This window comes from Rhizobium sp. CAU 1783 (genome assembly GCF_054551725.1).
Map to the genome: position 1 here is coordinate 1,261,975 of NZ_JBTOLM010000001.1, position 25,269 is coordinate 1,287,243.

Annotated in this window: 23 protein-coding genes; 5 read left to right on the forward strand and 18 right to left on the reverse strand. The window is 63.2% G+C overall.

All coding sequences use genetic code 11. From position 1 onward, the window contains the following. Positions 1–145: 145 nt before the first annotated feature. The gene (locus tag ACX93L_RS05790; protein ID WP_459403936.1) at positions 146–958 is read left to right on the forward strand and encodes a ferredoxin--NADP reductase; all 813 of its coding nucleotides are present in this window, start codon (positions 146–148) and stop codon (positions 956–958) included. 81 nt (positions 959–1,039) lie between these two features. On the opposite strand, the gene ACX93L_RS05795 is transcribed toward ACX93L_RS05790, so the two are convergent. From ACX93L_RS05795 to ACX93L_RS05815, 5 genes are all read right to left on the reverse strand, one after another. After that, a complete protein-coding gene (locus ACX93L_RS05795) occupies positions 1,040–1,654 on the reverse strand; it encodes a GntR family transcriptional regulator (protein ID WP_459404154.1) in 615 nt (204 codons plus the stop codon). A 154-nt stretch (positions 1,655–1,808) separates the two neighbouring features. Continuing rightward, positions 1,809–3,014: an ABC transporter permease gene (locus tag ACX93L_RS05800; protein ID WP_459403937.1), complete on the reverse strand. Its 1,206-nt coding sequence runs from the start codon at positions 3,012–3,014 to the stop codon at positions 1,809–1,811. After that, positions 3,004–3,720, reverse strand: coding sequence for an ABC transporter ATP-binding protein (locus ACX93L_RS05805; protein WP_459403938.1), 717 nt, complete (start codon positions 3,718–3,720; stop codon positions 3,004–3,006). The genes ACX93L_RS05800 and ACX93L_RS05805 overlap by 11 nt, the downstream gene beginning before the upstream one ends. 5 nt (positions 3,721–3,725) lie before the next feature. Further along, on the reverse strand, positions 3,726–5,027 hold the full coding sequence (locus ACX93L_RS05810) for an efflux RND transporter periplasmic adaptor subunit (protein WP_459403939.1): 1,302 nt from the start codon (positions 5,025–5,027) through the stop codon (positions 3,726–3,728). A gap of 173 nt (positions 5,028–5,200) precedes the next feature. Further along, positions 5,201–5,920, reverse strand: a complete 720-nt coding sequence (locus ACX93L_RS05815) for a ceramidase domain-containing protein (RefSeq protein WP_459403940.1) — start codon at positions 5,918–5,920, stop codon at positions 5,201–5,203. Between the two features lie 225 nt (positions 5,921–6,145). Here ACX93L_RS05815 and ACX93L_RS05820 point away from each other — a divergent pair, with 225 nt between their 5' ends. The 4 genes from ACX93L_RS05820 (at position 6,146) to ACX93L_RS05835 (ending at position 10,243) form a co-directional block, all read left to right on the forward strand. After that, positions 6,146–6,772 (forward strand): ABC transporter substrate-binding protein, encoded by a 627-nt coding sequence (locus ACX93L_RS05820; protein WP_459403941.1) that lies wholly within the window; start codon positions 6,146–6,148, stop codon positions 6,770–6,772. 10 nt (positions 6,773–6,782) lie between these two features. Further along, positions 6,783–7,481, forward strand: coding sequence for an ABC transporter ATP-binding protein (locus tag ACX93L_RS05825; RefSeq protein ID WP_459403942.1), 699 nt, complete (start codon positions 6,783–6,785; stop codon positions 7,479–7,481). Beyond that, positions 7,478–8,596: an ABC transporter permease gene (locus ACX93L_RS05830; RefSeq protein WP_459403943.1), complete on the forward strand. Its 1,119-nt coding sequence runs from the start codon at positions 7,478–7,480 to the stop codon at positions 8,594–8,596. The genes ACX93L_RS05825 and ACX93L_RS05830 overlap by 4 nt, the downstream gene beginning before the upstream one ends. Positions 8,597–8,659: 63 nt before the next feature. Beyond that, a complete protein-coding gene (locus ACX93L_RS05835) occupies positions 8,660–10,243 on the forward strand; it encodes a phospholipase D family protein (RefSeq protein ID WP_459403944.1) in 1,584 nt (527 codons plus the stop codon). 139 nt (positions 10,244–10,382) lie between these two features. Here ACX93L_RS05835 and ACX93L_RS05840 read toward each other — a convergent pair whose 3' ends face one another. From ACX93L_RS05840 to ACX93L_RS05900, 13 genes are all read right to left on the reverse strand, one after another. Next, positions 10,383–10,733 carry a hypothetical protein gene (locus ACX93L_RS05840; RefSeq protein WP_459403945.1) on the reverse strand — a complete coding sequence of 117 codons (351 nt, stop codon included), beginning with the start codon at positions 10,731–10,733 and terminating at the stop codon, positions 10,383–10,385. 135 nt (positions 10,734–10,868) lie between these two features. Further along, positions 10,869–11,102: a hypothetical protein gene (locus ACX93L_RS05845; RefSeq protein ID WP_459403946.1), complete on the reverse strand. Its 234-nt coding sequence runs from the start codon at positions 11,100–11,102 to the stop codon at positions 10,869–10,871. Further along, positions 11,099–11,308, reverse strand: a complete 210-nt coding sequence (locus tag ACX93L_RS05850; RefSeq protein WP_459403947.1) for a hypothetical protein — start codon at positions 11,306–11,308, stop codon at positions 11,099–11,101. Before ACX93L_RS05850 ends, ACX93L_RS05845 begins: the two co-directional genes overlap by 4 nt. Continuing rightward, positions 11,305–12,012 carry a hypothetical protein gene (locus ACX93L_RS05855; RefSeq protein WP_459403948.1) on the reverse strand — a complete coding sequence of 236 codons (708 nt, stop codon included), beginning with the start codon at positions 12,010–12,012 and terminating at the stop codon, positions 11,305–11,307. The genes ACX93L_RS05850 and ACX93L_RS05855 overlap by 4 nt, the downstream gene beginning before the upstream one ends. 71 nt (positions 12,013–12,083) lie before the next feature. Beyond that, positions 12,084–12,602, reverse strand: coding sequence for a DUF4376 domain-containing protein (locus ACX93L_RS05860; protein WP_459404155.1), 519 nt, complete (start codon positions 12,600–12,602; stop codon positions 12,084–12,086). A 2-nt stretch (positions 12,603–12,604) separates the two neighbouring features. Further along, positions 12,605–13,951 (reverse strand): hyaluronate lyase N-terminal domain-containing protein, encoded by a 1,347-nt coding sequence (locus ACX93L_RS05865; protein ID WP_459403949.1) that lies wholly within the window; start codon positions 13,949–13,951, stop codon positions 12,605–12,607. Further along, entirely contained in the window at positions 13,951–14,709 is a 759-nt protein-coding gene (locus ACX93L_RS05870) for a hypothetical protein (protein ID WP_459403950.1), read from the reverse strand. The genes ACX93L_RS05865 and ACX93L_RS05870 overlap by 1 nt, the downstream gene beginning before the upstream one ends. A gap of 56 nt (positions 14,710–14,765) precedes the next feature. Then, positions 14,766–17,267 carry a hypothetical protein gene (locus ACX93L_RS05875; RefSeq protein WP_459403951.1) on the reverse strand — a complete coding sequence of 834 codons (2,502 nt, stop codon included), beginning with the start codon at positions 17,265–17,267 and terminating at the stop codon, positions 14,766–14,768. Continuing rightward, positions 17,264–19,105, reverse strand: a complete 1,842-nt coding sequence (locus ACX93L_RS05880) for a hypothetical protein (RefSeq protein WP_459403952.1) — start codon at positions 19,103–19,105, stop codon at positions 17,264–17,266. Before ACX93L_RS05880 ends, ACX93L_RS05875 begins: the two co-directional genes overlap by 4 nt. Beyond that, entirely contained in the window at positions 19,102–21,960 is a 2,859-nt protein-coding gene (locus ACX93L_RS05885; RefSeq protein ID WP_459403953.1) for a hypothetical protein, read from the reverse strand. The genes ACX93L_RS05880 and ACX93L_RS05885 overlap by 4 nt, the downstream gene beginning before the upstream one ends. After that, on the reverse strand, positions 21,960–22,544 hold the full coding sequence (locus tag ACX93L_RS05890) for a hypothetical protein (protein ID WP_459403954.1): 585 nt from the start codon (positions 22,542–22,544) through the stop codon (positions 21,960–21,962). The genes ACX93L_RS05885 and ACX93L_RS05890 overlap by 1 nt, the downstream gene beginning before the upstream one ends. A gap of 12 nt (positions 22,545–22,556) precedes the next feature. Further along, positions 22,557–24,587: a phage tail protein gene (locus ACX93L_RS05895; protein ID WP_459403955.1), complete on the reverse strand. Its 2,031-nt coding sequence runs from the start codon at positions 24,585–24,587 to the stop codon at positions 22,557–22,559. After that, positions 24,587–25,216 (reverse strand): hypothetical protein, encoded by a 630-nt coding sequence (locus tag ACX93L_RS05900; RefSeq protein WP_459403956.1) that lies wholly within the window; start codon positions 25,214–25,216, stop codon positions 24,587–24,589. Before ACX93L_RS05900 ends, ACX93L_RS05895 begins: the two co-directional genes overlap by 1 nt. Between the last annotated feature and the right edge of the window lie 53 nt (positions 25,217–25,269).

Below are 25,269 nucleotides of genomic sequence, written 5' to 3' on the forward strand. Positions count from 1 at the left end.
GTCAAGGAAGGCGGATGCCATTTCAGGCATCCGATGGGTGGGGCGAAACGCCGAAGGTGGCGAATTGTCCGCTTTTTCCGGCCTCAAAGTTGCGGTATAGGCCTGCGAGCCAAACCTCTCTGGCGACCATAGGAACACAAGACGCATGAATGCTCCTGTCAAAACCGATAATGCGGAACTGATCGTGCCGGAAGGCGTCTATGCCGAAACGGTGCTCGACGTCACTCACTACACCGATCGCCTGTTCCGCTTCCGCATGACCCGCCCGGCCGGATTCCGTTTCCGCTCCGGCGAGTTCGCGATGATCGGCCTCATGGTCGAGGGCAAGCCGGTCTACCGTGCCTATTCGATCGCGAGCCCGGCCTGGGACGAGGAACTCGAGTTCTTCTCGATCAAGGTGCCGGACGGTCCGCTGACGCAGCACCTTCAGAAGATCAAGCCCGGTGACAAGGTCCTGATGCGCAAGAAGCCGACCGGCACGCTCGTGCTCGATGCGCTGACGCCCGGCAAACGCCTCTACATGTTCTCGACCGGTACCGGTATCGCGCCGTTCGCCAGCCTCATCCGCGATCCGGAAACCTATGAGAAGTTCGAAGAGGTCATCCTGACCCATACCTGCCGTGAGGTTGCGGAACTGCAGTACGGTTTCGATCTCGTCGAAGAGATCAAGAACCATGAGTTCCTCGCCGAGATCGTCGGTGACAAGCTGAAGCACTATGCGACGGTGACCCGCGAAGACTATCCTTTCAAGGGCCGGATCACCGACCTCATGGAGAACGGCAAGCTCTACAGCGATCTCGGCGTTCCGGCGCTCGATCCGGCGGTCGATCGCGGCATGATCTGCGGTTCTTCGGCCATGCTCAAGGACACCAAGGCTCTGCTGGAAAAGGCGGGCCTCACCGAAGGCGCCAACAACAAGCCGGCGGAATTTGTCATCGAACGGGCCTTCGTCGGCTGACGGTCAGAGATTTGCGGAAACACGAACGCCCGATCCTTGATCGGGCGTTTTTTGTTTTCACGGGCGTCTGCGGTCGGGGCTTCACGCCTCGCTGAGATAGCCGATCAAAGCCGTCATGGCGGTTTCCGCTTCGTCGCCCTTGCCCTGCTGGATGGCGCGGATAACAGCGACATGCAAGGCGACCGAGCGATCCATCTTTCCGGCCGTTGCGCGCGCATACCACATGCGACGGGAATGGGACTGAAGCGGTGCCACCGCCGCGATCAGGAAGCGGTTGCTGCAGGCATCCTCGATGGTTTCGTCGAACCGCTTGTCGGCGGCCAGGAAGGCCGCGAAATCACCGGCCGTCGCCGCCGTCGTCATGGCCGTGGCACAGTCAAGCAGGGCGGCGCGTTGGCCGTGATCGGCGTTTTCGGCCGCAAGGCGTGCGAGAAGCGGTTCGAGTTTCAGCCGTACCGCCATGATCGACCGGTGGTCGGCATCCTCGATCTCGGCAATCTGAAGGCCGACGCGCGGGCGGACGACCACGAGACCCTGCCAGGCCAGCTTCTGGATTGCTTCGCGAACGGGCGTGCGACCAAAACCCGAGAGTTCGATCAATTGCCTCTCGTTCACCAGTGCGCCCGGTTTCAATTTCAATGTGACGATCAGGCTTTCGAGCGCGAGATAGGCGAGGTGACTTTGCGAGTCGGTGATCCTGCTCATTCTGCCCTCCGCTGATATATCTGACTTTGGCATGTCGCATCCGCGATGGCAAGGCGGCGTGATATATCAATGCAATTTGTAGTGGTGAATTTCGAGGGCTGGTCCTTTGAAGACAAAGCGGCGGCCGATGGCCGCCGCAGTCTTGTCACTCGTGACGCAGTGCTTCGATGGGATTGAGCTGGGCTGCACGGCGGGCCGGGAAATAGCCGAAGACCATGCCGATCGCCGCAGAGAAGGCGAAGGCCAATACGATAACTGACGGACTGGTGACGAATGGCACACTCATGTAGCTCACGGCGGAATAGGCGAGGCCGAGGCCGAGCATGATGCCGATGATGCCGCCGGCCAGCGAGAGCGTCACCGCCTCGACGAGAAACTGGGTGAGAACCTGTTTTTCCAGCGCGCCGATTGCCAGGCGGATGCCGATTTCGCGGGTGCGCTCGGTGACCGACACGAGCATGATGTTCATGATTCCGATGCCGCCGACGAGCAGGCTGACGGCGGCGACGGCGCCGAGAAGGCCGGTCATCAGCGTGGTGGTGCCGGTCAGCGTGGAGGCCATCTGGGTCATGTCGTTGACCGTGAAATCGTCCTCGCGTCCCGCGATGATCTTGCGGCGTTCGCGCAGCAGCCGTTCCACATTTGCCTGGATCTTGCTCGTCGATACGCCGTCCTCGGCTGACAGGATCATGCTGGACACGTCGGAGGAGCCACCGATGCGGCGCTGGAAGACCTTGAGCGGCATGACCACCATGTCATCCTGGTCGTTGCCCATACCGCTCTGACCCTTCTTGCCGAGCGTGCCGATCACCTCGCAGGAGACGCTGCCGACGCGGATGTTCTGTTCAAGTGCCGGGGTCGAGCCGAAGAGTTCCTTGCGCACGGTTTCGCCGATGACGCAGACGGCCTGGCCGCCGCGTTCCTCCGAGACCAGGAAGGACCGGCCGCTGGCAATCGTCCAATCCTGGGCGATGAAGTAGTCGCCGGTCGTCCCCATCACGGTCGTCTGGTGGTTCTCTCCACCATAGATGACAACCTGGCTCGACTGGTTGAGCCCAGCCACTGCCCTCAGCCCGGAGATCTGGTCGTGGATGGCCTGGACGTCGCGTTCCGAGAATTTCTTGGCATCGGCGCTGGCGCGACCGGGGCCGAACTGACCGGGACGGACGAAGAGGAGGTTGGTGCCGAGTTTGGAGATCTCGGCGGTCACCTGGGCGGTGGTGCCATTGCCGATCGTCACCATGGCGATGACGGCCGCAACGCCGATGACGACCCCGAGCACGGTAAGGAAGGAGCGCAGCATGTTTCGACTGATGGCCCGCAGCGCGAGCTTCACGGTTTCAAAGAACATCGGCTGGTGCCTTTCCGTTCAGGCTGTCGGAACTCAGATGGCCGTCGACGAAACGCAGGTTACGCTTGGCATAGGCAGCGATATCGTCTTCATGGGTGACCATGATCACGGTGATGCCGTGATCCCGGTTGAGGCCCGTGATGAGGTCCATGATCTCCTTGCTGGTCTTGGTGTCGAGGTTGCCGGTGGGTTCGTCGGCGAGCAGGACGGCCGGGCTGGTAACGATGGCGCGGGCGATCGCAACGCGCTGCTGCTGGCCACCGGAAAGTTCCTGGGTCGTATGATGCTCGCGTCCCTTCAGGCCGACCTGTTCGAGCGCGATGGCCGCAAGCCGCCGTCGTTCCCGCGCTTCCATACCGCGATAGACGAGCGGCAGTTCGACGTTTTCGATCGCCGAGGTGCGCGCGAGCAGGTTGAACCCCTGGAAGACGAAACCGAGCATGTGACGCCGCAGCATGGTATGCTGGCTGCGATCGAGTTCGGAGGTGCGGATACCCTGGAACAGGTATTCGCCGGAACTCGGCACGTCGAGGCAGCCGAGAATGTTCATCGCCGTCGACTTGCCGGAACCGGACGGTCCCATGATGGCGACGAATTCATTCTTCTCGATGGTGAGATCGACGCGGTCGAGGGCGCGGATCGTGGCCTCGCCACGACCATAGACCTTGGAGACTTGCTGGAACTCGATGAGTGGAGGACCGGCCATCAGGGTCAGCCCTTCTTTTCGGTGGCGTCGGTGATCAGCAGATCGCCCTCGGCAATGTCCCCCTTGGTGACGACCGTGTTCTGGCCGTCGCTGGCGCCGATCTCGATGTTGACCGCCGTCGGCAAGTTGTTGCGCATCAGCCAGACCGTGCGCTCGCTGCCCACCGGCTCGGGCGCGCTGATGGAGCCCAGGCGGGGCGGACGGAAGAGGCTGAACATGCCGCTACCGGAGCTCTTCTGGGTCAGGCTTTCCGGCGGCGTGTAGCGCAATGCGGTGTTCGGGATGAGAAGGGCGCCGTCGATCGACTGGACGACGATGTCGGCGGTGGCGGTCATGCCGGGACGCAGCAGAAGCTGGTCATTCTGCACCGTCAGGATGCCCATATAGGTCACGACGTCGTTGACTGTCTCGGAGGCATAGCGAACGGCAGTGATTTCCGCTGGAAACCGCTTGTCGGCAAAGGCATCGACGGTGAAGGTCGCCTTCTGGCCGACGGCGACCTGACCGACATCGGCTTCATCAATGTCGACCTGAAGCTCCATTTGCCGAAGGTCACCGGCAATCTTGAAGAGCGTCGGCGCTTCGAGCGAAGCCGCGACCGTCGCGCCCGGATCGACGTCGCGCGAGAGCACGATACCGTCGATCGGCGACTGGATCGTCGCCTTGGTGAGGTTCAGCCGGGCCTGTTCCAACTCGGCCTCGGCGGAAAGCACATTGGCCTCGGCGCTCTGCTTGGTTGCGGCGGAGGCCTCGTAGGTGTAGCCGGCAGCCTCCATTTCCTGCTGGGTCGAAACCCGGCTGCTGACCAGCGACTTCAGACGGTCGTAACTGGCCTTGGCCGACTGCATGTCGGCTTCCGCCTTTGCGACACTCGCCTTGGCGGAGAGCAGGCTCGCCTCAGCGCTCTTGACCGTGGCTTCCAGTTTCGCCGTGTCGAGCCGGGCGACAACCTCGCCCTTCTTCACCGAACTGTTGTAGTCGACCAGCACTTCACGGATAGTGCCTGACTGTTCGCTGGACACGTCTACCTGAACGGTCGGTTCGACCGAGCCGGTGGCGGTAACGATGACCGTGAGCGCACCCTTCTTGGCCGCCGAAGTGGAATAGGTGTAGGCCGTCGTCTGGCTCGCGTAGAGCCAATAGGCATAGCCGGCGACGAGAACCAGGCCCGCGGCACCGAGGCGCCATATCCAGCGGGAACGTCCGTCGCTCTTGCGGGAGGACGCAAGAAGCTTCGAGAGTTCATTCGTTTCAGTTGGCGTTGACTTGTCGGCGTCGCTGGTCATGTCGTGTCCATCTTCGATCATCGGTTTCGTCTTGTATCGACCGAAACCGAGGCGTTGTTATTGACCCGTGTCAAATCCTGACCATCGGGCTCTTTGGCGCGGACCCTTCTCCACCAGCAGGATTGCGCTTGGACCTGTTTCCCACAGCAAGCGCTTTGAGCGAAGTTAAATCTTGGTAATGCTTGGACGTAGGCTCATCGGCCTTCGCTTGGCGCCTTGAGACCTGTGTCGTGGTCCATGGCCGTCGATCCAGGGTACCGCACGAGTGCCGTCAGGAGCGCCGCGAAGGCCAGGCAATTGGTGACGTGCCAAAGGAAGTGCGTGCCCATGGGGACGACGTCGCAGAGCGGCATGTCGAGACTGCGGAAAACGAAGGAAAGACAGAAGATGGCGACCGAGAGTCCGATCAGGCGGATCGACGGATGGCGTTCGCGCCAGAGCAGGCGGCCTGTGGCGATCACAACAAACAGTGCGGGCAAATATTGCGTCGAGCCGCTGACCGTATCCCCCAGCATGTGCGTCTCGCTCATAGACAAGGCGACGCCGGTCAGGAAGACGACGGTGCCGAAGGCCAATGCGACGATGGGGCCGACGGGCGCGCGGACGGAACTGAAGATCATTGCGCTACCGTAGACCGCGACGAAACCCCATATCGGCAGGACGTCGGCAAGTTCTGCCCAACGAGTCGCGAACGTGTGCCAGAGGAAGGAGCCGATGCCGATCGCGACCGCCATGGCCATGAGGGCCAGGATACCCGGTGCCACGCGGCGCTTGCGCAGGACATAGACGAGGGCTGTGATGCTGACGATGACAACAAGCAGGCTGGATGCAGAATTCAGCGGCTCGCCCCAGAACTCCGGACCCGTCCGCTCGCAATAGGCACCCGTGATCGGAGCATTCCAGTTGTCAGTCATGCCTGATCCGGGTCGGCCTCGGCCAGTTTCAAACCAAAGTATTAGATGGCGCCGAGACGTCTTGACCTAAGGCAAAATAACAACGGCATTCCTTTTCCTTTGCGAATTAGGGGCCCCGCACATATTATGTCAAGCGCATCGGCGGGTGGGGTGCCGGGCGTTTTTCGGACTTGTAGGGAGAAGGCGTTTCCGTATCCATCCGGCGGAAGGTCTTCTGGGGCATCCATGTATTTCAGGCCATTTTTCTCCGGACCAAAGGGCATCGTTTCCTCCTGTGGTCGTTTCTTCGTTCTTGCCGTCCTTTGCAGTTCGCTTTCTCTCGGTTTCCAGCCCGCCATTGCCGCCAACGTGGACGGTGCAATTGCCGCCGTAGAGAAGATCCACGCGGCTACGGTCGCATCTGCGGGCGCCCCACGATCAAGGCTCGCCGGTTTGCTGGAGCGCTATCTCGACCTCGGCGATATTGCCCGCAAGGTCGCCGGAAAGGCATGGGAAAGTGCCAGCGAGGCGGAACGGCGCGATTTTCGTCTCGTGCTGCGTGACGTGATGGCCGTCGAGCTCGGCCGGCGCATCCGCCCGGACGATCGTCTGCGCATTTCAGGCGCCAAGCCGATCGGATCAAAGGACGTGGTGGTGCTTTCCTCGCAAATCCGGCGCGACGGCAGCGCCCGTCGTCTCGACTGGAAGATGCGGCCCTGCGGCGGTTCCTTCTGTCTCTTCGACATCGCCGGAAACGGCGCGTCGCTGACCGTCGCCCGCCGTGACGACTATGCTCCCCGCCTCAAGGCGCTCGGAGGATCGCTGGCCGCGCTGACTGCGAGCCTGCGCACCGAGCTTGATCGCCAGAACTGAGATCTCCCGAATGTCCCGACTGATCGAAATTCGCAACTGCCGGCGCACCTATGACAACGGCCGCATCATAGCGCTCGATGATGTATCCTTCTCGGTCGACCGAGGCGACTATATCGGGATCACAGGGCCGAGCGGCAGCGGCAAGTCGACGCTGCTCGACGTGCTCTGCGGGCTCGAAGAACCGAGCACCGGCGACGTGCTGTTCGACGGCGAGACCGTCAGGGGCAGGGCGGCCTGGGCCAGGCTGCGGTCGGAGCGTGTCGGTTTCGTCTTCCAGTCTTTCTACCTGATCCCTTCCCTGACGGTTGCGGAGAACATCGAGCTCGCGATGCTGTGGCAGGGCGTTTCGGCGAAGGCACGCCGCGATCGCGTCGAGGAGCTGCTCGACCGGCTGGGGCTTTCCGGCCGCAGCACCCAGCATCCGCTGCAGCTTTCCGGCGGCGAGCGGCAGAGGGTGGCGATCGCCAGAGCCCTTGCCAACCGGCCCGAACTCATCGTCGCCGACGAGCCGACCGGCAGCCTTGACAGCCGTTCAAGCGGCGAGATCGTCAAGCTGCTGGAAGAGCTCCATCGCGACGGCGGCATCACGGTGGTGATCGTCACACATGACCGCGACATAGCAGAGCGATGCGATCGGCGCGTCGAACTGGTCGATGGCAAGATCGTCTCGGATACACGCCGCCTGCAGGCTGTGGAGATCAGCGCATGAACATCCTTACCCTTCCGGCCCGCAACCTCGTTTCGCAGAAACTGCGCTCTACCCTGACGATCATCGGCATTGCGGTTGCCGTCGGTAGCTTCATCGCGCTCACCGGGCTGACCCGCGGACTGCAAGACAGCTACGCCCAGGGCGTGGGTGACGTCGGCGGTGACTATGTGGCCAGCCAACGCGGCACCTACAGCCTTGTCAGCAGCTCGATCTCCGAAGACCTGGTGACCAGACTGGATGCCGTTCCGGGCGTCGAGGAGGCCGCCGGCATCGTGCTGTCGATCACCGAGGTCGGCGACGAGGCAAACATCTTCGTGACGGGCTGGCCGGAAGGAAGCTTCCTTTGGAAGTCGCTCAGGCTCGACCAGGGAACGCCGCCGCTCGGCGATCGGGACGTAGTGCTCGGCAAGACCGTCGCCGAGGCGCTGGGGAAGACCGTCGGCGACGAGATCGAGATCCAGTACGAGCCTTACCGTATCACCGGGATTTCCGTACCTGATTCCGTGTTCAACCAGAACGTGGCGGTTACGAAACTCAAGGGATTGCAGACGTTGCTGGGCCGTCCCGCCAGCGTGTCGTTGGTGCAGATCCGGCTCGAACGCCCCGTCGACCCGCAGAAGGCGGCGGCGATCAAGGCAGCGCTTTCGGCGATCTCGCCGACGATCGAAGTGAGCGACAGCGCCGAGTTCGCGGAGAATATGGACTTCGTGAAGACCGTGGACGCGATCACCTCCGCCGTCTCGCTCATCATGATCCTCGCCTCGTCCATCCTGGTCGCCAATACGCTTCTGATGTCGGTTTCGGAACGCGTGCAGGAGTTCGGTATTCTCGCTGCGATCGGCTGGACCCCGGCGCGCATTCGCATGCTGGTCGTGGTAGAGGGACTGATGATGTGCATTATCGGCAGCCTCATTGGCGTGGGTCTCGGGATCGCCGGCATGCATCTCGTTTCGTGGCTGCGCATTTCGGCCGGCCTGCTTGAACCCTTCCTCAGCGTCGGGATCGTGGGGGAGGCCCTCTTCTGGGTGCTGTTGATCGGGCCGCTTGCCGCGCTCTATCCGGCATGGCGGGTCACGCGTGCGACACCGTCGGCCGCGCTCCGAGGAATCCGCTGATCCGGGGCGATTGTCCGGCCTCTTTCAAGTGCGCACTGAACCCGTCGGCATCCAGCAGCGTTCATGGGATGTTGTTCCACATCACGGGGAGATGCACGCTTGCGGATCGCGAAATACCTTCTTGTCGTCATCGTCCTAATTGCAGTCGTTTCGTGGCTATCCGTCTATGCCTATGGTCGATTTGCAGCGCACGCCCGGGGGCGCCCCTCAGAGTCAATTCCACCGGTCGCGGATGTTACGGCGCTCGATCGGGTCTTCGGTCGGATGGCAGACGATCGCCCCGATCAGAACGGACTTGCGCTGATCGCCGAAGATGTCGGAGCCTTCGCGGCCAGGGCGCATGCCGCCCGCGCGGCGGGTCGCAGCCTCGACCTACAGTACTATTACTGGCGTGACGACCTGACTGGCGGCCTCCTGACGCGGGAGGTATTGGCGGCCGCCGATCGTGGCGTCCGGGTCCGCATATTGCTCGATGATATCAATACTCGTGGCGACGATTCGCTGCTCGCCGCACTCGACAGCCATCCCCGCATCGAGGTTCGATTGTTCAATCCGGCCATCAACCGGGAGGGAGCCCTTGGACGAGGCGCAGAGATGCTGTTGCGTTTCGTCACCGTCACGCGCCGAATGCACAACAAGGCGTGGATCGCAGACGGCCGGTTGGCCATCGTCGGAGGACGCAATATCGGCGATGCCTATTTCGGAGCCGCGCGTGACGCCAATTTTCGTGATCTCGACGTCCTGATGGTGGGCACGGTTGTCACGTCGACTGCGTCGATCTTCGACAGGTTCTGGAACAGCCCGGTGGTCCTTCCGGTGGCGCGCCTTTCAGACGGCCGCGGCGAGGGGCTGTTGCGACTGCGCGCCCGGCTCGATCTTCTTGCGCACAGCCGGCAAGCGGATGCCTATCTTTCCCAACTCGAAGATGACGAGGCTGCGGCCCGCGCCTCGGCGGATCGATTTGCTTTTCACTGGACGGCCGAGGCTGAGATCGTATCGGATCCGCCGGAAAAGGTCCTGGGCGTCGGCCAGCAGGGGTGGCTCGACACAGCCATACTGCCGACGATTGCATCGGCGACGCAGACGGTGGAGTTGATCTCGCCGTATTTCATCCCCGGAGACGAAGGGATGGCTATGCTGAAGGGCCTGACCGAGCGGCACGTTTCCGTCTCGGTCCTCACAAACTCCCTCGCGGCCACCGACGTTGCGGCAGTGCATGGCGCTTACGCCCCTTATCGACCGGATCTTCTCGCGGCCGGTGTCTACCTGTTCGAGCTCAGGCCCTATGGCGGGCCACGCCGGTTCTCTTTATTCGGGTCCAGTAGTGCCAGTCTGCATACAAAGGCGTTTACGGTCGACGGCATCGCCGGGTTTGTCGGGTCATTCAATTTCGATCCTCGATCGATTTCGCTCAATACCGAGATGGGACTGATCTTTCGCGACCTACCGCTTGCGTCGGCGCTCGAACGGGAGTTCGCGACCCATACGGACCCGAAGCACAGCTATCGGCTCGCCCTCGAATCGGGCCGGATCGTCTGGACGGAAGAGCATGGCAGACAGGTTGGCGATCATGATCCCGATGCCAGTCTGTGGCGTCGGTTCGTCGCCGCCGTCACCGGCTTGCTGCCGCTCGAATCCCAGTTGTGAGGCAAGAATGGTGAGAGCGCAGGGATTCGAACCCTGGACCTACTGATTAAAAGTTATTTCAACATCTAATCATTGCATGATCTTAAGTGGAAAGCTTTGTGCGACTTTTCCACTTAGTCGCCGTTTCTTACAGATACTCTCACTTTCCTGCAAGCCATTTGAGAGCGCTCGCGATCGTGTTCCAGCTGCTGTATATCCAGCCGGCCGCACTGAGCACGAAAGCGCCAATCCAAATCAGCTTCTGGCCCAGCCATCCGGCACCTTCCGCTCGCTTCTTGAGGTCCTGGTACTGCTCGAGTGTCGAAGCTTGTCCGTTGACGCTCTCCTCGAGTTTGCTGAAGCGATGCCCCAGCAGCACCAGTTCGCGGTCCTGTTCGTTGAGCTTCTCCCACAATCTGCGGCCCCGCTCCGATCCAGCCTGGTCGATCTTCTCGAGGCGTTCGTGCACGTTCCTGAGCTGCTCGAGGATGATCGCGGTTCCGTCCATCATCGACCCTTCCGGCACGCTTCGTCGCGATCGCATTGCAGATTGTGAGCGAGGACCTGACGCGCAAAGGACTGGTCGTTTGCGACGATGAAGGTGCGGGTCTGCGTGCTGGGTGTTAGGCGGGCATAGCCCGCGCCGTCATTGACACTGCCCGTCGACGTACAACCCGCCAAGGCCGCGGCAAAGATCAGCAGGAGACATGCGGTTGACCTGGTCATCGATGAGGCTCCTGTCCTTGATCTGCTCGACGAGCTCGCGGTTGTCGCGGGCCGCAACTTTGGCCTTCTCATCGGCGCGGCCCATTTGATAGATGGCGCCGAGCAGGAGCCCGGCGCCGATCAGGATCCCGATCGCTGCGTAGACCCGGATCACAGCCGCTTCCCCGGCGGCGTGGTCGTGACGCTGCGCAGCACGATGTTGACCGCGACGATGGCGAGCGAATACCAGGGCAGCCAGTGGGGAGGCAGCACGGCGCGGAGCTCCGGTGCGTTGAGGAGGGGCGCGAATTCGACGATGAGCGGCGGGATCGCGGCGATGGCGTTGAACAGGTAGGTCCGAAAGCCTTTCAGGATCCTCATGATTTTCCTCCGAACAGTTTCGAAAGAACGGTCACAAGGACATCGCGCCAGTTACCCGTCACGGGCTTGCGCTCCAGCGTGACCGGAGCAGAGGACGGCGCTGGCGCTGCAGGCTCTACCTTGGCCGGCGTCGGGGCCGCCTGGACGTCGTCCTGTGAGGCGAGAAAGAGCGCGCGCTCGAGCGCGGCCTCGACAGCAGCCGGCTTGACGAGCGACTTGTTGAGGCCGTCTCCGGCATAGTAGCTCTGCCCGCGCGTGACCTGGCGCTCGGATCCCTGACAGTCGGCGAGCACCGGCAGGCTTGCCCATTCCTGGGCAAGGCGCTTGGCGAATTCCACGCGACCAATGCGACGGGAGATGAACTCGTCGAAGCCGCGACGCAGAAGGAGCGCATAGCCGAGCCGGTCCTGAATGTCGGCGGTGAAGACCGTGCTGCCGTCGATGTCCGCTGAATATTCCTTCGCGAGGCCCTGCAGTGTGGCGCGCATGAACTGGTAATGTCCGGCGGCCGAGCTCTTGAAGCGCCGCGTCCAGGACTTCTGGGCGTCGACGATCTCGCCGATCGTCATCGTCGTGAGCGGCCGGGGAAGCTTGTGCTGGTTGTTGCCATAGATGGTGTCATGGCCCTGCGGCGCCTCGATTCCACCGATGAAGGCCAGCAGGTGTTTGGCGGCCGCGGGAATTGTCGTCGGAAGTCGTGCCATGAAAAAGGCTCCAGCCGTGGTTGAACTGGAGCCGAGTCTAAAGGGTTGCCGATGCCGTCAAATGCGAGGCGTTACGGCCAATACAAATCGTCGGTGTAGTTAGGCGGGATGCCGTCAGGGAAGGCACCGGCGCTGTCCTTCATGTCCCACGAGACTTTCATCGTCGCCTCGATCCAACCCGTGCCGGCGGAAACGAGCTCGATCATCTGATCCGGAGTGAGGGTATGGTTGATGTTGTCGCGATCTCGGATCACGATGCCAGCAGCGGTCAGGCCAGCAGCTTTCATCGCCTGGGCACGGCTCGCAAGCGTGATCAGGTTGATCTGGTCGCGCTCGCGGCCGGTGAGGGGGATCGGCCCGTAGCCGGTCACGGTGATCGTCGTGCCCGCCTGGATGCGGCGGTCGCGTTCGGCGTTGACATCGGTGGAGACGGCGGCCGGTAGCACGTAGGGCGGGATGATATTTCCATCGGCTTCCCATGACGCAATCATGCGGCGATGCCGGTTTGACGGGTCGTCGGGTATAGCCATGCGCAGCCCATCAATTGTCGCGTCGACTGCGCCGGTTGCGGTGTATCCATGGACGATCATGGTCAAAGCTCCGAATCTGCTGTCCAGTGCACGCTGTGTGTGCCCTGGGAAGTGGTAGTGACATTGTTCATGATGCTGGCAGACGATGCACCGATGCTGTCGATCGCCGCGGTGCGATTGGCCGCTCCTGCCACGTCGTAGACAAAGCCAGAGGCCCCATTGAACGGTGAATAGGCAACAATCGTTGGAGACGATGTTCTCTTCGTCACCTTGAACTCTATCGGGATCCGCAGCGCCGACACGCCGCCGGCGGGAGGAACTGCGACCTTCTGCCCGGTGGTTGTCGCCGTTCCGGGACCTACCGGCGGATCGTAAGATTTTTCGAAGTAGCGCTGACACAAGGCCAGCTCCTGCTGCGGATGGCGCGGACGGAAGGGGTTGTCCTCTACGCTGGCGTCGCCTTCGACGAGCCCCCAGGCCATGTCAAGTGTGACATTCTGCGCGGCTGTCCCTTCGGTCCAGTAGAGCACGATGATGTTGTTGCATGCCGCACTGATGGCAGCCGTCAAAGCGAATTTGGCGATGGCATTGGCAGTCGGCGTAATGGCGCCAACCGCGGCCACGACCAGGTTGCTGGCAAGAAAGAAGTTGCCGGCCGTATAGGTTCCGCTGGTCCAGCTATTGATGACGTCCGAAGTCACCGCGTCAGCAGCGCCAGTCCATTCGAGAACAGCGAAGCGGATGGCTTGCCCGGCCGAGCAACGAAGCTTGCCTCCAAGGGTGACAGTTTGTCCGCGCATGGGTTTTGAAACCGATGCCTCGACGATTTGGGCGTTTCCCATGCGCTGGGCCGCCGCCTGCGACTGCGTGAGCCGCATCATGCTCGGAAGCCCGTTTGCGACGTCGACGACTAGTGTAGGAGTAATGGGCGCCGTCTGGGTAAGGACGTAGTGTCTATCGCACCAGTAGGTGTCGTCGGCAACCGTGCCGTAGGAACGCTGGCTGATTGCCCCATTACCATTGATCAGCTTGTCGCGAAGTCCTCCCATGAAGTCCGCGCCGATGTTGGCTCTGGCCTGCCCCTGCTCCGCAGCCGTGAGGCCTTGACTGGTATCGGTGCGGACGCGAGCTGCCAGTGCGGACGCGGTGGGAGTGGCATCGGCTTTTCCCGTGAGAGCCGTGGCGACTGCCGCCGCGTCTGCTTTCGACGCCAGTGCCGTAGCGGTCGCCGTGGCGTCTGCCTTTGCCGCAACATCTGCTTCCTTTGCGAGTGGTGTTCCTCCCAGGGTGGCGCCGTCATGCACGACGACGGTCTTCTTCGTCGTGTCTACGGTCACTTCACCAACAGCACCTGTAAAAGAGGCATGTTGTACGGTGGTGCCGCGACGATGCTGGATCTGCGTTGACATCAGAGATTTCCCCAGTCTTGGTCAAAATAGGTAATAGGAGTTGCGATCGAGCCGAAGTCATAGGCGATACCGTCATCGAAGCCAGTGAAACCGGCACTCGCAGCGGCCACGAGTGCTTGTGCAGACATGAGAGTTGCATCGGCGCTGTTGACGGATGCCTGCGCAGAAGCTGCGGAGATGGCAGCGGTATTCTGGCTAGTGAGCGCAGCCGCTGCGGATTCCGCCGCCGCCGAAGCCGATGCTGCGGCGGCTTGCTCTACACCGATGACGGCAAGGACGTTGGGACCCTTGCCAATGCGGCCGTTCGAATAGGCGAGGCTGTCACCATCTTCGAAATCATCAACGAGTTCGAGAGGTGCGCCGCCGATTTTGACGCGGAGAGCACGATCGACATCGCGGCGGATTTCCTGCTGGATGATGCGATTGCGGTCGAGCTCGTCGTCGTTGGCCTTGCTGGAAAACCGGCCGTTAATGACGATGCTGGTCAGCCTTTCCAGGGCGGCCTCACCCAGCACGAGGATCTTGTCGCCGTTGGCACGACCAGTGTTCAGGGTGACCGTTCCACCCGTGGGCTGGCCGGCGCCCGTCATCGAATAATCTGATAGTGGCATTGGCGCCCAGGCGCCACCGACGTCGGCATAGACCCCGACATCGATATCGTCCTGGAAGGGGAACGGGATCGCGAATGTCTTCTGGCCCTCGGAAGCGGTGTAGATCCGAAAGCGCGGGTCGTCTTCGATCGGGAGCACGACGCTCATGAAAAACCCCGGATGATGATTTGATCCGGGGTCAGTTTTTCATGGGGTTGGTAGGGTCAACCGCCGCCGATGCCAATGGCGGCGCCGAGATTTGGCGCCCGCTGCGGTGTCACGCGGCCGGGTTGCCACCAGAAGTGCTGGCCGAATTCCTTCTGGAAAAAGCGCTGGCGTTGCTTGAACGCCTTGTCGGCCTCCGGGTCGACGAGGAACTGCAGCTGATCCATCAGGATCCGTTCCCAGGCAAGGCGTGTGTACCAGATCGTCCCGCCGGGCGTGTTGCCCTTCATGAACTTCACCAGTTCGCGGCCGAAATGGGTTTTCTCACCGCTTGCCAGCTGGGCGACATTGCCGGCCGTCAGATTCCACAGATCGTTGGCGCGCTGTACAACCGGGCCACCGAAGGTCGTTGCAAAGCCGCCGCCCTGGCGGTTGATGTTCGAAAACAGGAAGTCGCCATAGATGCCGAGCCCGCCGCCCTGCAGGATGGCAGCCGCGCCGAAGGTCGCATCCATCTTCTGTGGATCGCGCCCTTGGGCCAGGCCCTTCAGCTGCAGCGACATCGCGCCGAACAGCGTCGTCGAGATCAACAGCGATCCGGCATAGGCTGCACCCTTGGCAGGATTGCTGCCCTGCAGGAGACCATGAATGCGCCTGCCGTGCAGGATGAGAAAGACCGCGCCGAAGCTCTTGAACTGGGCGAAGCTGCGGACGACCTCGCCGAGAAACGTGCCCGGGCGGTTCTGGTCGACGAGTGCGATCTTGGATCGCTGCGAGCCGTTCGGGATTGCATATTCGGTTTCCGACTGGATCATCTCGAGGAACCGCTCGGCGAGGCGTTCGTCGAGCCGTTCTCCGATTTCCTGGGGGCGCAGGATTCTGACGCCGTTGCCCATGTCGTGCATCGGCATGCGGCGCATCCTGTCCCAGTCGCCCGCGCGGATACCATATCGGGAGAAGGTCGAGCGGAAGGCTGCGGGAAGCTGATCGAAGCTTTTGTCGATGTTCTCGGCTGCGGTGCGCATGAAGGCCAGCCCGAAGGCGTGGCGAGCGCTTTGCGTCCAGGGCGTGAGCCCCGAAAGAGTGAGTACGCGATCGGCGATGAAGCTCGACCAACCGGGGCCGTCAAGCGTGCCGACATAGCGGGCCTGGGCATGGAACACATGCATGGCATTGTCGAGGATGAGGCCAGCGGCAACAGCCTCTCTCCGTGTCACGGAACCCATCGCCTGGACGATATCCTTGACGGCGCCCTTTGCATCGATGCCGGCAAAGGAGCGGGCCACCATCGTCGTGCCGATGTCGGAAAGCGACGAGAGTGCGGCCGAGCCGAGAACCGACGCCGTGATGAGCGAGCGGACGGCAGCAAAGCCGGAAGCCCAACTGCTGTTGACGGGTGTTTCGAGCGTGCCGCGAATGCTGCCCCAGAGGCTGTCGAGTTTGCGTTCCGCAGCGTTCGCCAGGTCGTTGGCCCTTTCGGGACTGCCGGCGAGCAAGCTCTTCTGGCCTGCTGCCTTCTGCATGGCTTGTTTGCGGACTGCCTGTTTCATCCATTCGATCGTTCCGGATGGATTGGGGCCGAGCACCTCCATGGCGGCGATGTCCTTGGACATGGCGTTGATGTGCCCCATCATCGAGGCGAAGACGTCGCCGCCGCCGCCGAAGTCGCGCTGATAGGCGAGCCAGCTGTCGGCATCGCGGAAGATCAGGAATCGGTGATCGGCGCGCTGATTGGCAAGCGAGCCACGGCCGAAGGCCTGTCGGGCGGGCTGCTTCTTGGCCCAGCCTTCCGTTGCGACATTGGTCCAGATTTCGGTGAGGATGTCGTCGAGCTCGCCGGGATCGACCGCCCTGCCGGTCAGCGGGTGCTTCATCCGGGAAACGTCGAGCAGGGGCCTGATCGCGTCTTTCCAGGTCTGGAGCCCTGCCTTGCGCAACGCGCGGGCGTCATGGTGCTGCGGCAGTCCCCAACGCTCGAGCTTGCCGATCGCGCCGCCGGCGGCGTTGAAGCGCTGGCGAAGCCATTCGTGGGTGTCCTCCCATACCTTTGCGAAGTGTCTGGCGCTGGTGTCGCCCGTCGATTCGCCGAAGGCTTCGCGCAAGACGTTGTCGAGATCCGCCTTGTTGTGGCGTGCCAGGTCGCCGGCGAGCGCCGATCGCCGGAAGTGATAGAGCGCATCTTCCATGCGGGCATGCGCCATCCCCACAATCGCCTTGCGGCGCCCTTCGACCGAAGCAAAGGGGGCGGTCCCGAAATGCTCGAGCAGGTCGACCGCCGCGGCCGCGATGTCGGCTTCACCCTTGGGGTTCTTGTATGACGACAGGTCGGCCGAGATCCGTTTGATCGACTGGAGCGACAGTTTCGCCTTGCGCTTCTGGTGGGCACTCTCCGCCTTCAGCAGTTCGGCAAGCGCCTTTTTCGCCTCCGCATCGGCCATCGTCTCGCTGTTGTTGGCGAAGCGGTCGCGAAAACGTCTGAAGTCGCGCTCGAGGCGTTTTGCGTCTTCGGCTTTCAGTTCACCGCCCTCGACGGCAGTGCGCAGGCAATCGGCGAAACTCATAGGCGGCAGGCCTCCACAACGGTCGAAAGATGGTCCAGTCGCTCGATTTCTTCGATGAGCTCCGCGCCGGTGACTGCGCGCTCGTCATCGAAGAAGGGGATGTCGATATCGTCCTCGAGGTCGGCGAGATCCTGGCGGCTGAAACTCATCTCGTCGGGAAAGCCGAGCGGATCGTCGAGCCCGCCGGTACGATCCGACGGCGACCAGCTCTGGGATCCACCGCCGTTCTCCGCGGCGAAACGCCTGGCGTCGTCGGCGATGAGAACACGGTCCAGCGCCTCGGCCGGCGCGATACCTTCCGCGTTTGCGAGTTCGGCTGCCTGAAGGATGAGGTGATCGTCAACGGCCGGGCCCGCACGTGCGGCGATTTCGTGCACCAGGCTCTCGGCATAGGCGCGCCCGTCGCCGGGGTCGCGAACGGGCGCCGTCTCGCGAGCGCCGCTGTCGAGCGCGTCGAGGAGGTCCGCGATCGTCGACTTTTCCATTGCGGCTTCAGGGGTGCCGTAGAGATTGTCGAAATATCCGGCCTCGGCCGCGCGCAAGCGGGCCTGGTCGAGAGGCATGCCGTCCTCACGCACCAGTTTTCCGACAAAACGCTCGGAACGGTTGGACATGCCGATCGCCTCAAGCTCTCCCTTGAAGTCCTTGACGCCGCCGGCACGCATCAGGAAGCGCTCGAGCGTGTCCTGGGTTGGCGCGGAACGGGAGGGCCTTGTTGTTTCGGGCACGAGCTGGTCGACGATTCTGGCGATCTGCTCGGGCGCCGGGTCATGGAAGAAGGGCGCGTTCGCCTGGGCGGCGGCAATCGCACGGGCGCTCGCGCTGTCATGCAGGGAAGGCGAGGCGGATGCCGGCCGGGCGTCCGCCGTGATGCGGTCGAGCTCGATCGCCGTGAGCGCACCGCGGGCCTCCGGCGGCAGGTCCGCGCGGACGGGGGCGAGAAGCTCGGCGGCGGCGCGACCATCACCGCTGAGCGCGCTACGCAGTTCGGGACGCGTCGCGGGTGCGTCAGCGATCGCGCGCACTGCGGTTGGCGGGTCGATCGCGCGCATGACCTTGGCGAGCCCTTCGCCGGCTGTCTGGAAGCCGCCGCCAAGCGTTCCGCCGAGCAGGCTGGCGATCGCCACATTCTTTATGGCTTCGGCCGGCCCGTTTGGCAGGCCTGCCTGCTGTCGCCAGGCCTGGATCTGTGGCTGCTGCACCGCCTCCGTGAGGCCGTTGACGACCGCTTCGGAGAGCGTCGCCTGCAGGATCCGGCCGGCTGCGGTCCGCGCACCACCGGCGCCGCCGCCGACGAACCAGGTGCCGACCTGCATCGGATCATAGCCCGAACCGACCATGCCGCCGGCAAGCATCGGGATCCATTTCGCAATGCCGTCGCGGCTGGCGAGTGCTTTGCCGAGGCGCTCGTCGGCATGCCGGGAAAGGGCCTCGGCGTCCCGTTCGACCGGTCGATCGGCGCCGATGATCGCGGCCTTTTCCGGAAACCGTCTGGCGATTTCCGCAAGGCGGGTGTTGAACTGCGCGGCCTTCTGCTGGGCGAGCTCGGGCGCTGCGTCACGCATGAAGACGGTGCTGCCGGCGGTAAGCTCGGTGTATTGGCGATCAGCGCTCGAGGTCGCCTCGCGCATCGGGTTGGTGAGGCTTTCGCCGGTGGCCGCCTGGATCGCCTTGATCCTCTCGTCATAGGCGCGCGTCAGGGCTTCGATGGCGGAGTTCTGGTTATCGACCAGCCGCATCTGTTCGGATGCGGCGTCATAGATGTCCTCGAGCGTCGCCTTTCCGCGTGCGATCGACGTTGGCCGTTGGTTGCTGGTGTCGCTGTACCAGAAGCTCATCGGCCGGGCTGCCATCCAAACGGGTTGAAATTCGATCCGCTGAAGCCGAGCGGATTGCCCGGGGTCTGCGCCGAGATCATTTCGAGCTGCCGGATATCGAGCCGCCAGTAGTTGCCGTCGGCCGTCGCCAGGTAGCGGGGATCCTCCGAAAGCGGATCCCCGAGCGCCACGCGATAGATGCCGTCGCCGTCGGAAACGAGGTGAGCGCCGCGGATATCGGCGATATCGATGTCGAAGTCTCCGCTGTCGATCGGCGGCAATTTTGCGAGCTGCTCGTCGGTCAGATTGCGCATGAGTTCCTGCGGCCGGTCCTTCGGCATGTCGGCGGGCACGATGACCGATCCGCCATTGACCTCGGCGATCCCGCCATAGGTAACGCCACCGATCGAGCGGGCGCCGGCGGCGCGATCAAGCGCACGCGAAAACGCGGCCTGTGCAACGCTGCCTTCCGTCTTGAGTTCGGAGGGATCGAACCCTTGCGAATTGGCGGCATGCTCGAAGAGGATCGCTGCCGTCTGGATGACGGCATTCTGGGTGCGTGGATCGGCCATGAAGGCGCCGCCGATACGGCTCGAGGCAAACGCGGTGATCTCGCCCTGGCTCGGCATCTTGGCGGTAAAGAGCTTCTCCCGTTTCATGCCGAGCGCGTTGGCGACGTCCGCCGCCACGCTGTTGTCGCCGGTAGCGAGCGACAGGCCCGCGGCGTGGGCGATGACGGGCGCGTCCTCTGAAATCTCGGCAATGACGCGCGGCGCATCCTTGCCATAGACCTTTCGGACGGTGAAGGCGAAGGCGGGCAGGGCTTCGGGATTGGTGGCCAGCGCCGAGGTGAGCATCTCCTTTTCGCCGGGACGAAAGACCGGAACGGACTGGCCATAGAGCCCGGCCACCGCCGTCTGCGCCTGGCGCCGTTCCGTCAGCGTCGCGGTGAGGCTGTCCGCACTCGTCGGATCAATGGCGGTGATCTCGACCACGCCGGCGCGCGCGGCCTGGCCAAGGGGGTCCGTCTGGCGCTCTTTGAGGACATCTTGAGCCTTCTTCTGGGCAAGCTGATAGACCTCGACGGCCTCGGCATATCCCGCTGTGCCGGGCTTCGGCTTGATGATGTTCAGCCGCTCGAGGATATCCTCGGCTGATTGCTTCTCCATGCCGTTGGTAGCGTCGAAGATCCGGCCGGCCTTTTCGCGCGCGGCCTGCCAGCTGGACAGGCCTTCTTCCCCGGAAAGCTCGAGCACACGCTCGGGCGTCAGGCCAGCGGAGGGGTCAAGGCCCTTGCCTGTCTCCTGGATGGAGGCGACGTCGTCGTCCACGAGTGCAGCCAGGCGCGAGACTTCGGCTTTGTTGGCCGCTCGCTGCTGGTTGATCTGCTCGCGAGCATCGCGGCGGAAGGTGTCCGACATGGCGCGAACTGTGTCGAAGGGCAGGGCAGCGAGCGGGCCTTCGCCATCGCGCCACTCCTCGAGGAGCGTCAACGCAAACTGCTCTTTCTGCTCCGGCGTCGGCAGGGCCTCGAAGACACCCTGGACGCGACCACGTGCAGCGGTCTCGGCAATCTCGGCCTTGTATTTGGCCGCCTGCGCCGGCGTGATCGTGCCGAGTTCGGCTGCTCGGTCGATCTGGGCTGCAGCCTGTGCAACCTGCCTGGTGATGATATGGTCGCCCTGCTGATTGGCGCCGAGCACCTGCGCCTGTCGCTCGATGTCGATGCGCTGAGCGTCATAGCCTTCGGCAAATGTGACGAGCTGCTCTTCCCGCAGCCGTCGATCGCGCTTGGCCGCTACGTCGCGGGCATAGGCTTCCGAGCGTTCGGTGAAGCTCTTGTCGAACACCTCGCGCAGCTGCGGGTCGGAGAGATTTGGATCGGCGGCGTATTTCGCGCGAATATCAGAGACGGCCGCGGCGAACTGATCCGGATCCTCGGAAAACTGCTGGTGAGCGTTGAAGAGCTCGGTCGAGATCCCCTGCTGCATGCGCCAGGAATACGAGCTGGCGTAGGCGTCGTCGTAAGCCTCACCGCGGATCGTGCCATCGCGACGAAGCGCCAGCGGCGCCGTCGGCAGCACCTCGGCGACCTGAACCGGCGCGGTTGCCGGCTGGTTGGGAGTGATGGAAGCCGTCATCTCTGCCGAGACGCCGGACGGCATGCCACCGCCTCGGATGAGTGCGGCCTCGCGCTGCCGGCGCTTCCTGTTGGCAGGAAGCGCTGCAACCGCATCCGCGATCGCCATAGGATCGCCAGTCTTGGCGGCGGAAACGACTGTATCTGGGAGCGACCCATAATTGTAACCGACACTCGCAAGGCCTGCCCGAGCGCTGTCACTAAGCTTGTTCCAGGTCTCGCCCAGCTGCTTTTGCACCTGTGCGCCCTCGCGCTTCATCAGTCGATACTCGAGATCTCGCTCGGCATCTTCGCGGGTGATTTTCAATCCCGGGGTGACGCGAACGACCTTGCCGTCGGCAGTGACTGTCGTGTCTGATCCATAGCCGACACGGTGGGCGTTCACATCCCAGTATGGCGAATCGCGAAAGCTTTCCTCTTTTCGAAGCAGCGCCTTCGCCTGTTCTATCCAGGGGCCTTTCCCGGCGGTACCGGCTGCAGCCGCTGTGTCGGCCGTCGCTTGCAGGTAGGCCGCGCCCGCCTCCTGGCCGGCGGTGAGGCCCGCCATTTGTCCTTCGCGCTGGGCTGCCCGATCCGCCATCTGGCCGAGCTTCTGGGAGAGGCCGCCGGCCACGCTGGCAAGGGCCTCCCAGGCCTGGCCGGTGTAGACCGCCGAGGAGGGAACATCGCGGGAAATGCGTGCTTCCGGCTCGAAACGCAGGATCGCGCCGGGGCTTCTCACTTGCTTGTTGACCATCAGCCTCGCTCCGCCAAGCCCATGCCGAATTCTGCCGCCGTGCCGAGCGCGCTGATCAGGGCGCCGCCCGTTTGCGATTTCGCTCGCTGGCGATAGCCGCTGGCGCGCTGGCGATACTGCGCTCGCCGGAAGTCGGTGTCCCGCTGGTCGATCGTGATTTCCGAGGCCGCGCGCTCCTTGGCGGTCTGCGCCTGGCTCTGGGCGATGCCGCCGGAAAGATCGATGCCGGCGGCGGCATAGGTGACATCGTTCTGGCCGAGCACGCGTGCCAGTTCGCGGCCAATCCGGTTCTGCCGTTGCTTGCCTTCGATTTCCTCCTGGCCGGCCTGTAGGTCCGCCTCGACCGCCAGCTGGCGGCTTTCGGCGGCGGCGGCAGCGCCGGCGCCGAGTGTTCCCAGGACTTTCAGGATACCACCAAGCCCCTGCAATGCGGTGAGTGCGCCGGAAGACGCGACGCTCGCCACGCCGGTCGCTGCTCCGGTCGCCGCCGCGGCGGCGGGGGGGGCGCCTGCACCGGCTGCGGCGCCGGCGCTGAGGCCAAGGCCTCCGAGTACCTTGCCGATCGCGGCGACGGCCAGTTCCATGTTCGGATCTCCCTAGAGTGCAGTCTCGACGGTAATCGATCGGATGTTCAGTCTACCGGGCCGCAGCTGGGAGATCCGGACGAAAGGTTCGTCGCTATAGCCGCGCAGGCCGCTGATCTTGATGACGCCGGTGTATCCCTGCGACAACTCCGGAACATCCGCGAGAACGCCGTAGCGGAAGAGGTCAACCTCTTTCAGTGCGCCGCCGTTGGTCGAGATCGCAAGACTGGTCGTGTCGTCGAGGGCGAGATGCACCGTGTGGATTCTCGCCTTCCGCTTGAGGACGGTGTTGGGACCGATGTCCCGTGGCGGCGGCAGGGTCTCGACGATCGGGGGCTTCCATGTGCCGGCCGTCACCGCGGAAACACTCTTCGGCAGCGTGACGGTTCCGCCGGAAACGGTGTAGGGCCCGAAGACGTCGCCGTCACCGATCAGCCAGATCTCGCGGCCGTTGAACCTTGAAAGGCCGGTGACCTCTTTGGAGGGCGACGGAATCGTGATGTCGATCGCCTCGTCCAGCAGCAGGCCGGTTTCCATGCGCTCGAGCGTTCGCGTGCCGTCGCGGTCCATGATGAAGGAGAGTTCGTTGCGGCCGTTCCGCGAAACGCGCTTGAAATGGCCGTGGCTCGTCCTGCGCGCATAGGCGGTAACCTCCTGCTCACGCAGGAGTGAGACCAGGCGTGCCTCGCCGCTTTCGAGAATGATGGCCTGCAGGTTGCAGCTGATGTTCTCCGTGGTGCGGCGGACCGCCATGTCGCGGACGTTGCGCAGCAGGTGCGGTGCCAGAAGCGAGATATCGGTTGCGACGAAGTTTCCCTCGACGTCGGTGTAGCGCAATTCCCCGATCGTCGACCGGTTCTTGTGGCACCAGATCGCGGCCCCCTCGTTTTCTGTGACCGGCAGACCACGATTGCTTCCATGCCGGCTAGCCTGGACGTGGTTCGGCGCCTCTGTTCGCGAAAGCGCGCGCTCGGCGATCCAGTATTCTGCCTGGGAGGTGAAGATCAGAAGGTTGAGGGAGGGCACGATCGCCTCGATCGTCTCGCCGCCGGCGCTGTCCATTGGCACCAGGGCGGGGCCGTTCGCCTCGGTAAAGCGCTCGTTGAACTCGAAGTAGTCGCCGGTCTTCGACATCAGCCAGGCATTGGGAAGCCCCTTCATGCCGCCGACCAGCAAACGCTGCTGCCAGAACGCGCCGCATTGGGGCCAGCCGCGGGTTGCCGAGATGACGGCCTCACCCGGCGGCACCCCGACTTGCGTCTTCGACGCCACGATTGCCGCATCTGCCTTGTTGACAACCTCGCCTGACACGGCCCAGCCGTCGCCTTCGTTTCCGGTTCCGCTAAACGTGATGGTGATGACGTTGCCAGACGGTGAGGCCACGGAAAAGCCCGGCTCCACGTTCGGCAGGTCAGTGAGTGCGGCCGTGATCGACGAGACCAGCGTCGACATGGTGCTGTTGTACGTGATGGAAAAGGTCTCCTGCTGAGAAACCTTGAGCTGGAAGATCGAAGATCCGGTATCGAGACCGACGAATTCCAGCCGCCAGATCGCCGGCACGCCATTAGTGTAGGTCGCACCGTAGTCGTAGCGCGGCAGGTTCGCATAGGGCAGGTTGTCGACCACCCATCCGCCCGTCGTCAGGCGGATCCGTTTCGACTCGAGGTCCCGATGGAACAACAGCATCGTGTCAAAACGCTGCGCATAGGTCATCTCCGGAAGGAGGCTGGCGATGCCGGCGACCGTGAAGCTCGCGGAGAGGCCGGTTGCATCCCAGGCTTGGCAATTGGTACCGCCGAAAACCATGTCGAAGCTCGCCCCGTTGGAAGCGTCGAAGGGAAAGATCCGGTCGGCATCTGGCGCAAGGTCGCCGACATGCCGCAGCCCGTCGGACAGGCGCATGCCGCCTTGCGGCGTGATGACCACGTTTTCGGCGTGCTTCAGGCCGGTGGAGAAATACTTGAGCTGGGTGCGGTCATGCAGGAGCGGGTCCAGCTCGCCGGCGGTGAAAGCAGCTTGTGTGCGACCGGGACGGGCGGACATCAGCTTCTCCAGGCGCCGGTGAGCGGATTATTGTCGACCTTGATCGAACGGCTCGGATTGGCAAAGCCGTCCTCGCTCAGGGCCGCGCGCATCATCCCGCCGCGATAGTTCTCCTGGGAGGTGCCATAGGCAAGGGTCAAGAGATCCGAGCGCTGGTTGCGGTCGGATGTGATGGCGAATGCGAGATGGCCGGCGATGGCGGTAATGGTTGCGCTGCGGAAGGTTGGCGACCAACGATGCGGGTCGGGTCGGAACTTGACCATGGCGTAAAGCGGGTTGTCGGCCGCATGCACCTGGTTGTTGGTAAGGATGAAGTCGACGTAGCGGCGATCTGGGTCGCTCGGATCGTCTGTCAGGAAAACCGGTGGTCCGATAGCCGGCTGCGGGATGTCGAAGACATGTTCGTAGCCCGTGAACGGCGTGGCGCCATCGATCTTGGAGAGCTGGCGCACCTCGCGGGCAAAAAAGAAGCCGGACGGTTGCAGGCCGAGATTGAAATCGACGGTTTCCTCGTAGATCAGCAGGGAGCTTTGTCCGCCGCCGAGATCGTCGGCGAAGTCCTGCACGGGCTCCTCACCGATGCGGGCACAGGCGGCATTGATGATATCGGCCATAGTCATGAGCGCCATGTCGGGGATCTCCAGAAGACATGCCGCCGCCGGGGCGTGATCCGGCGGCGGCT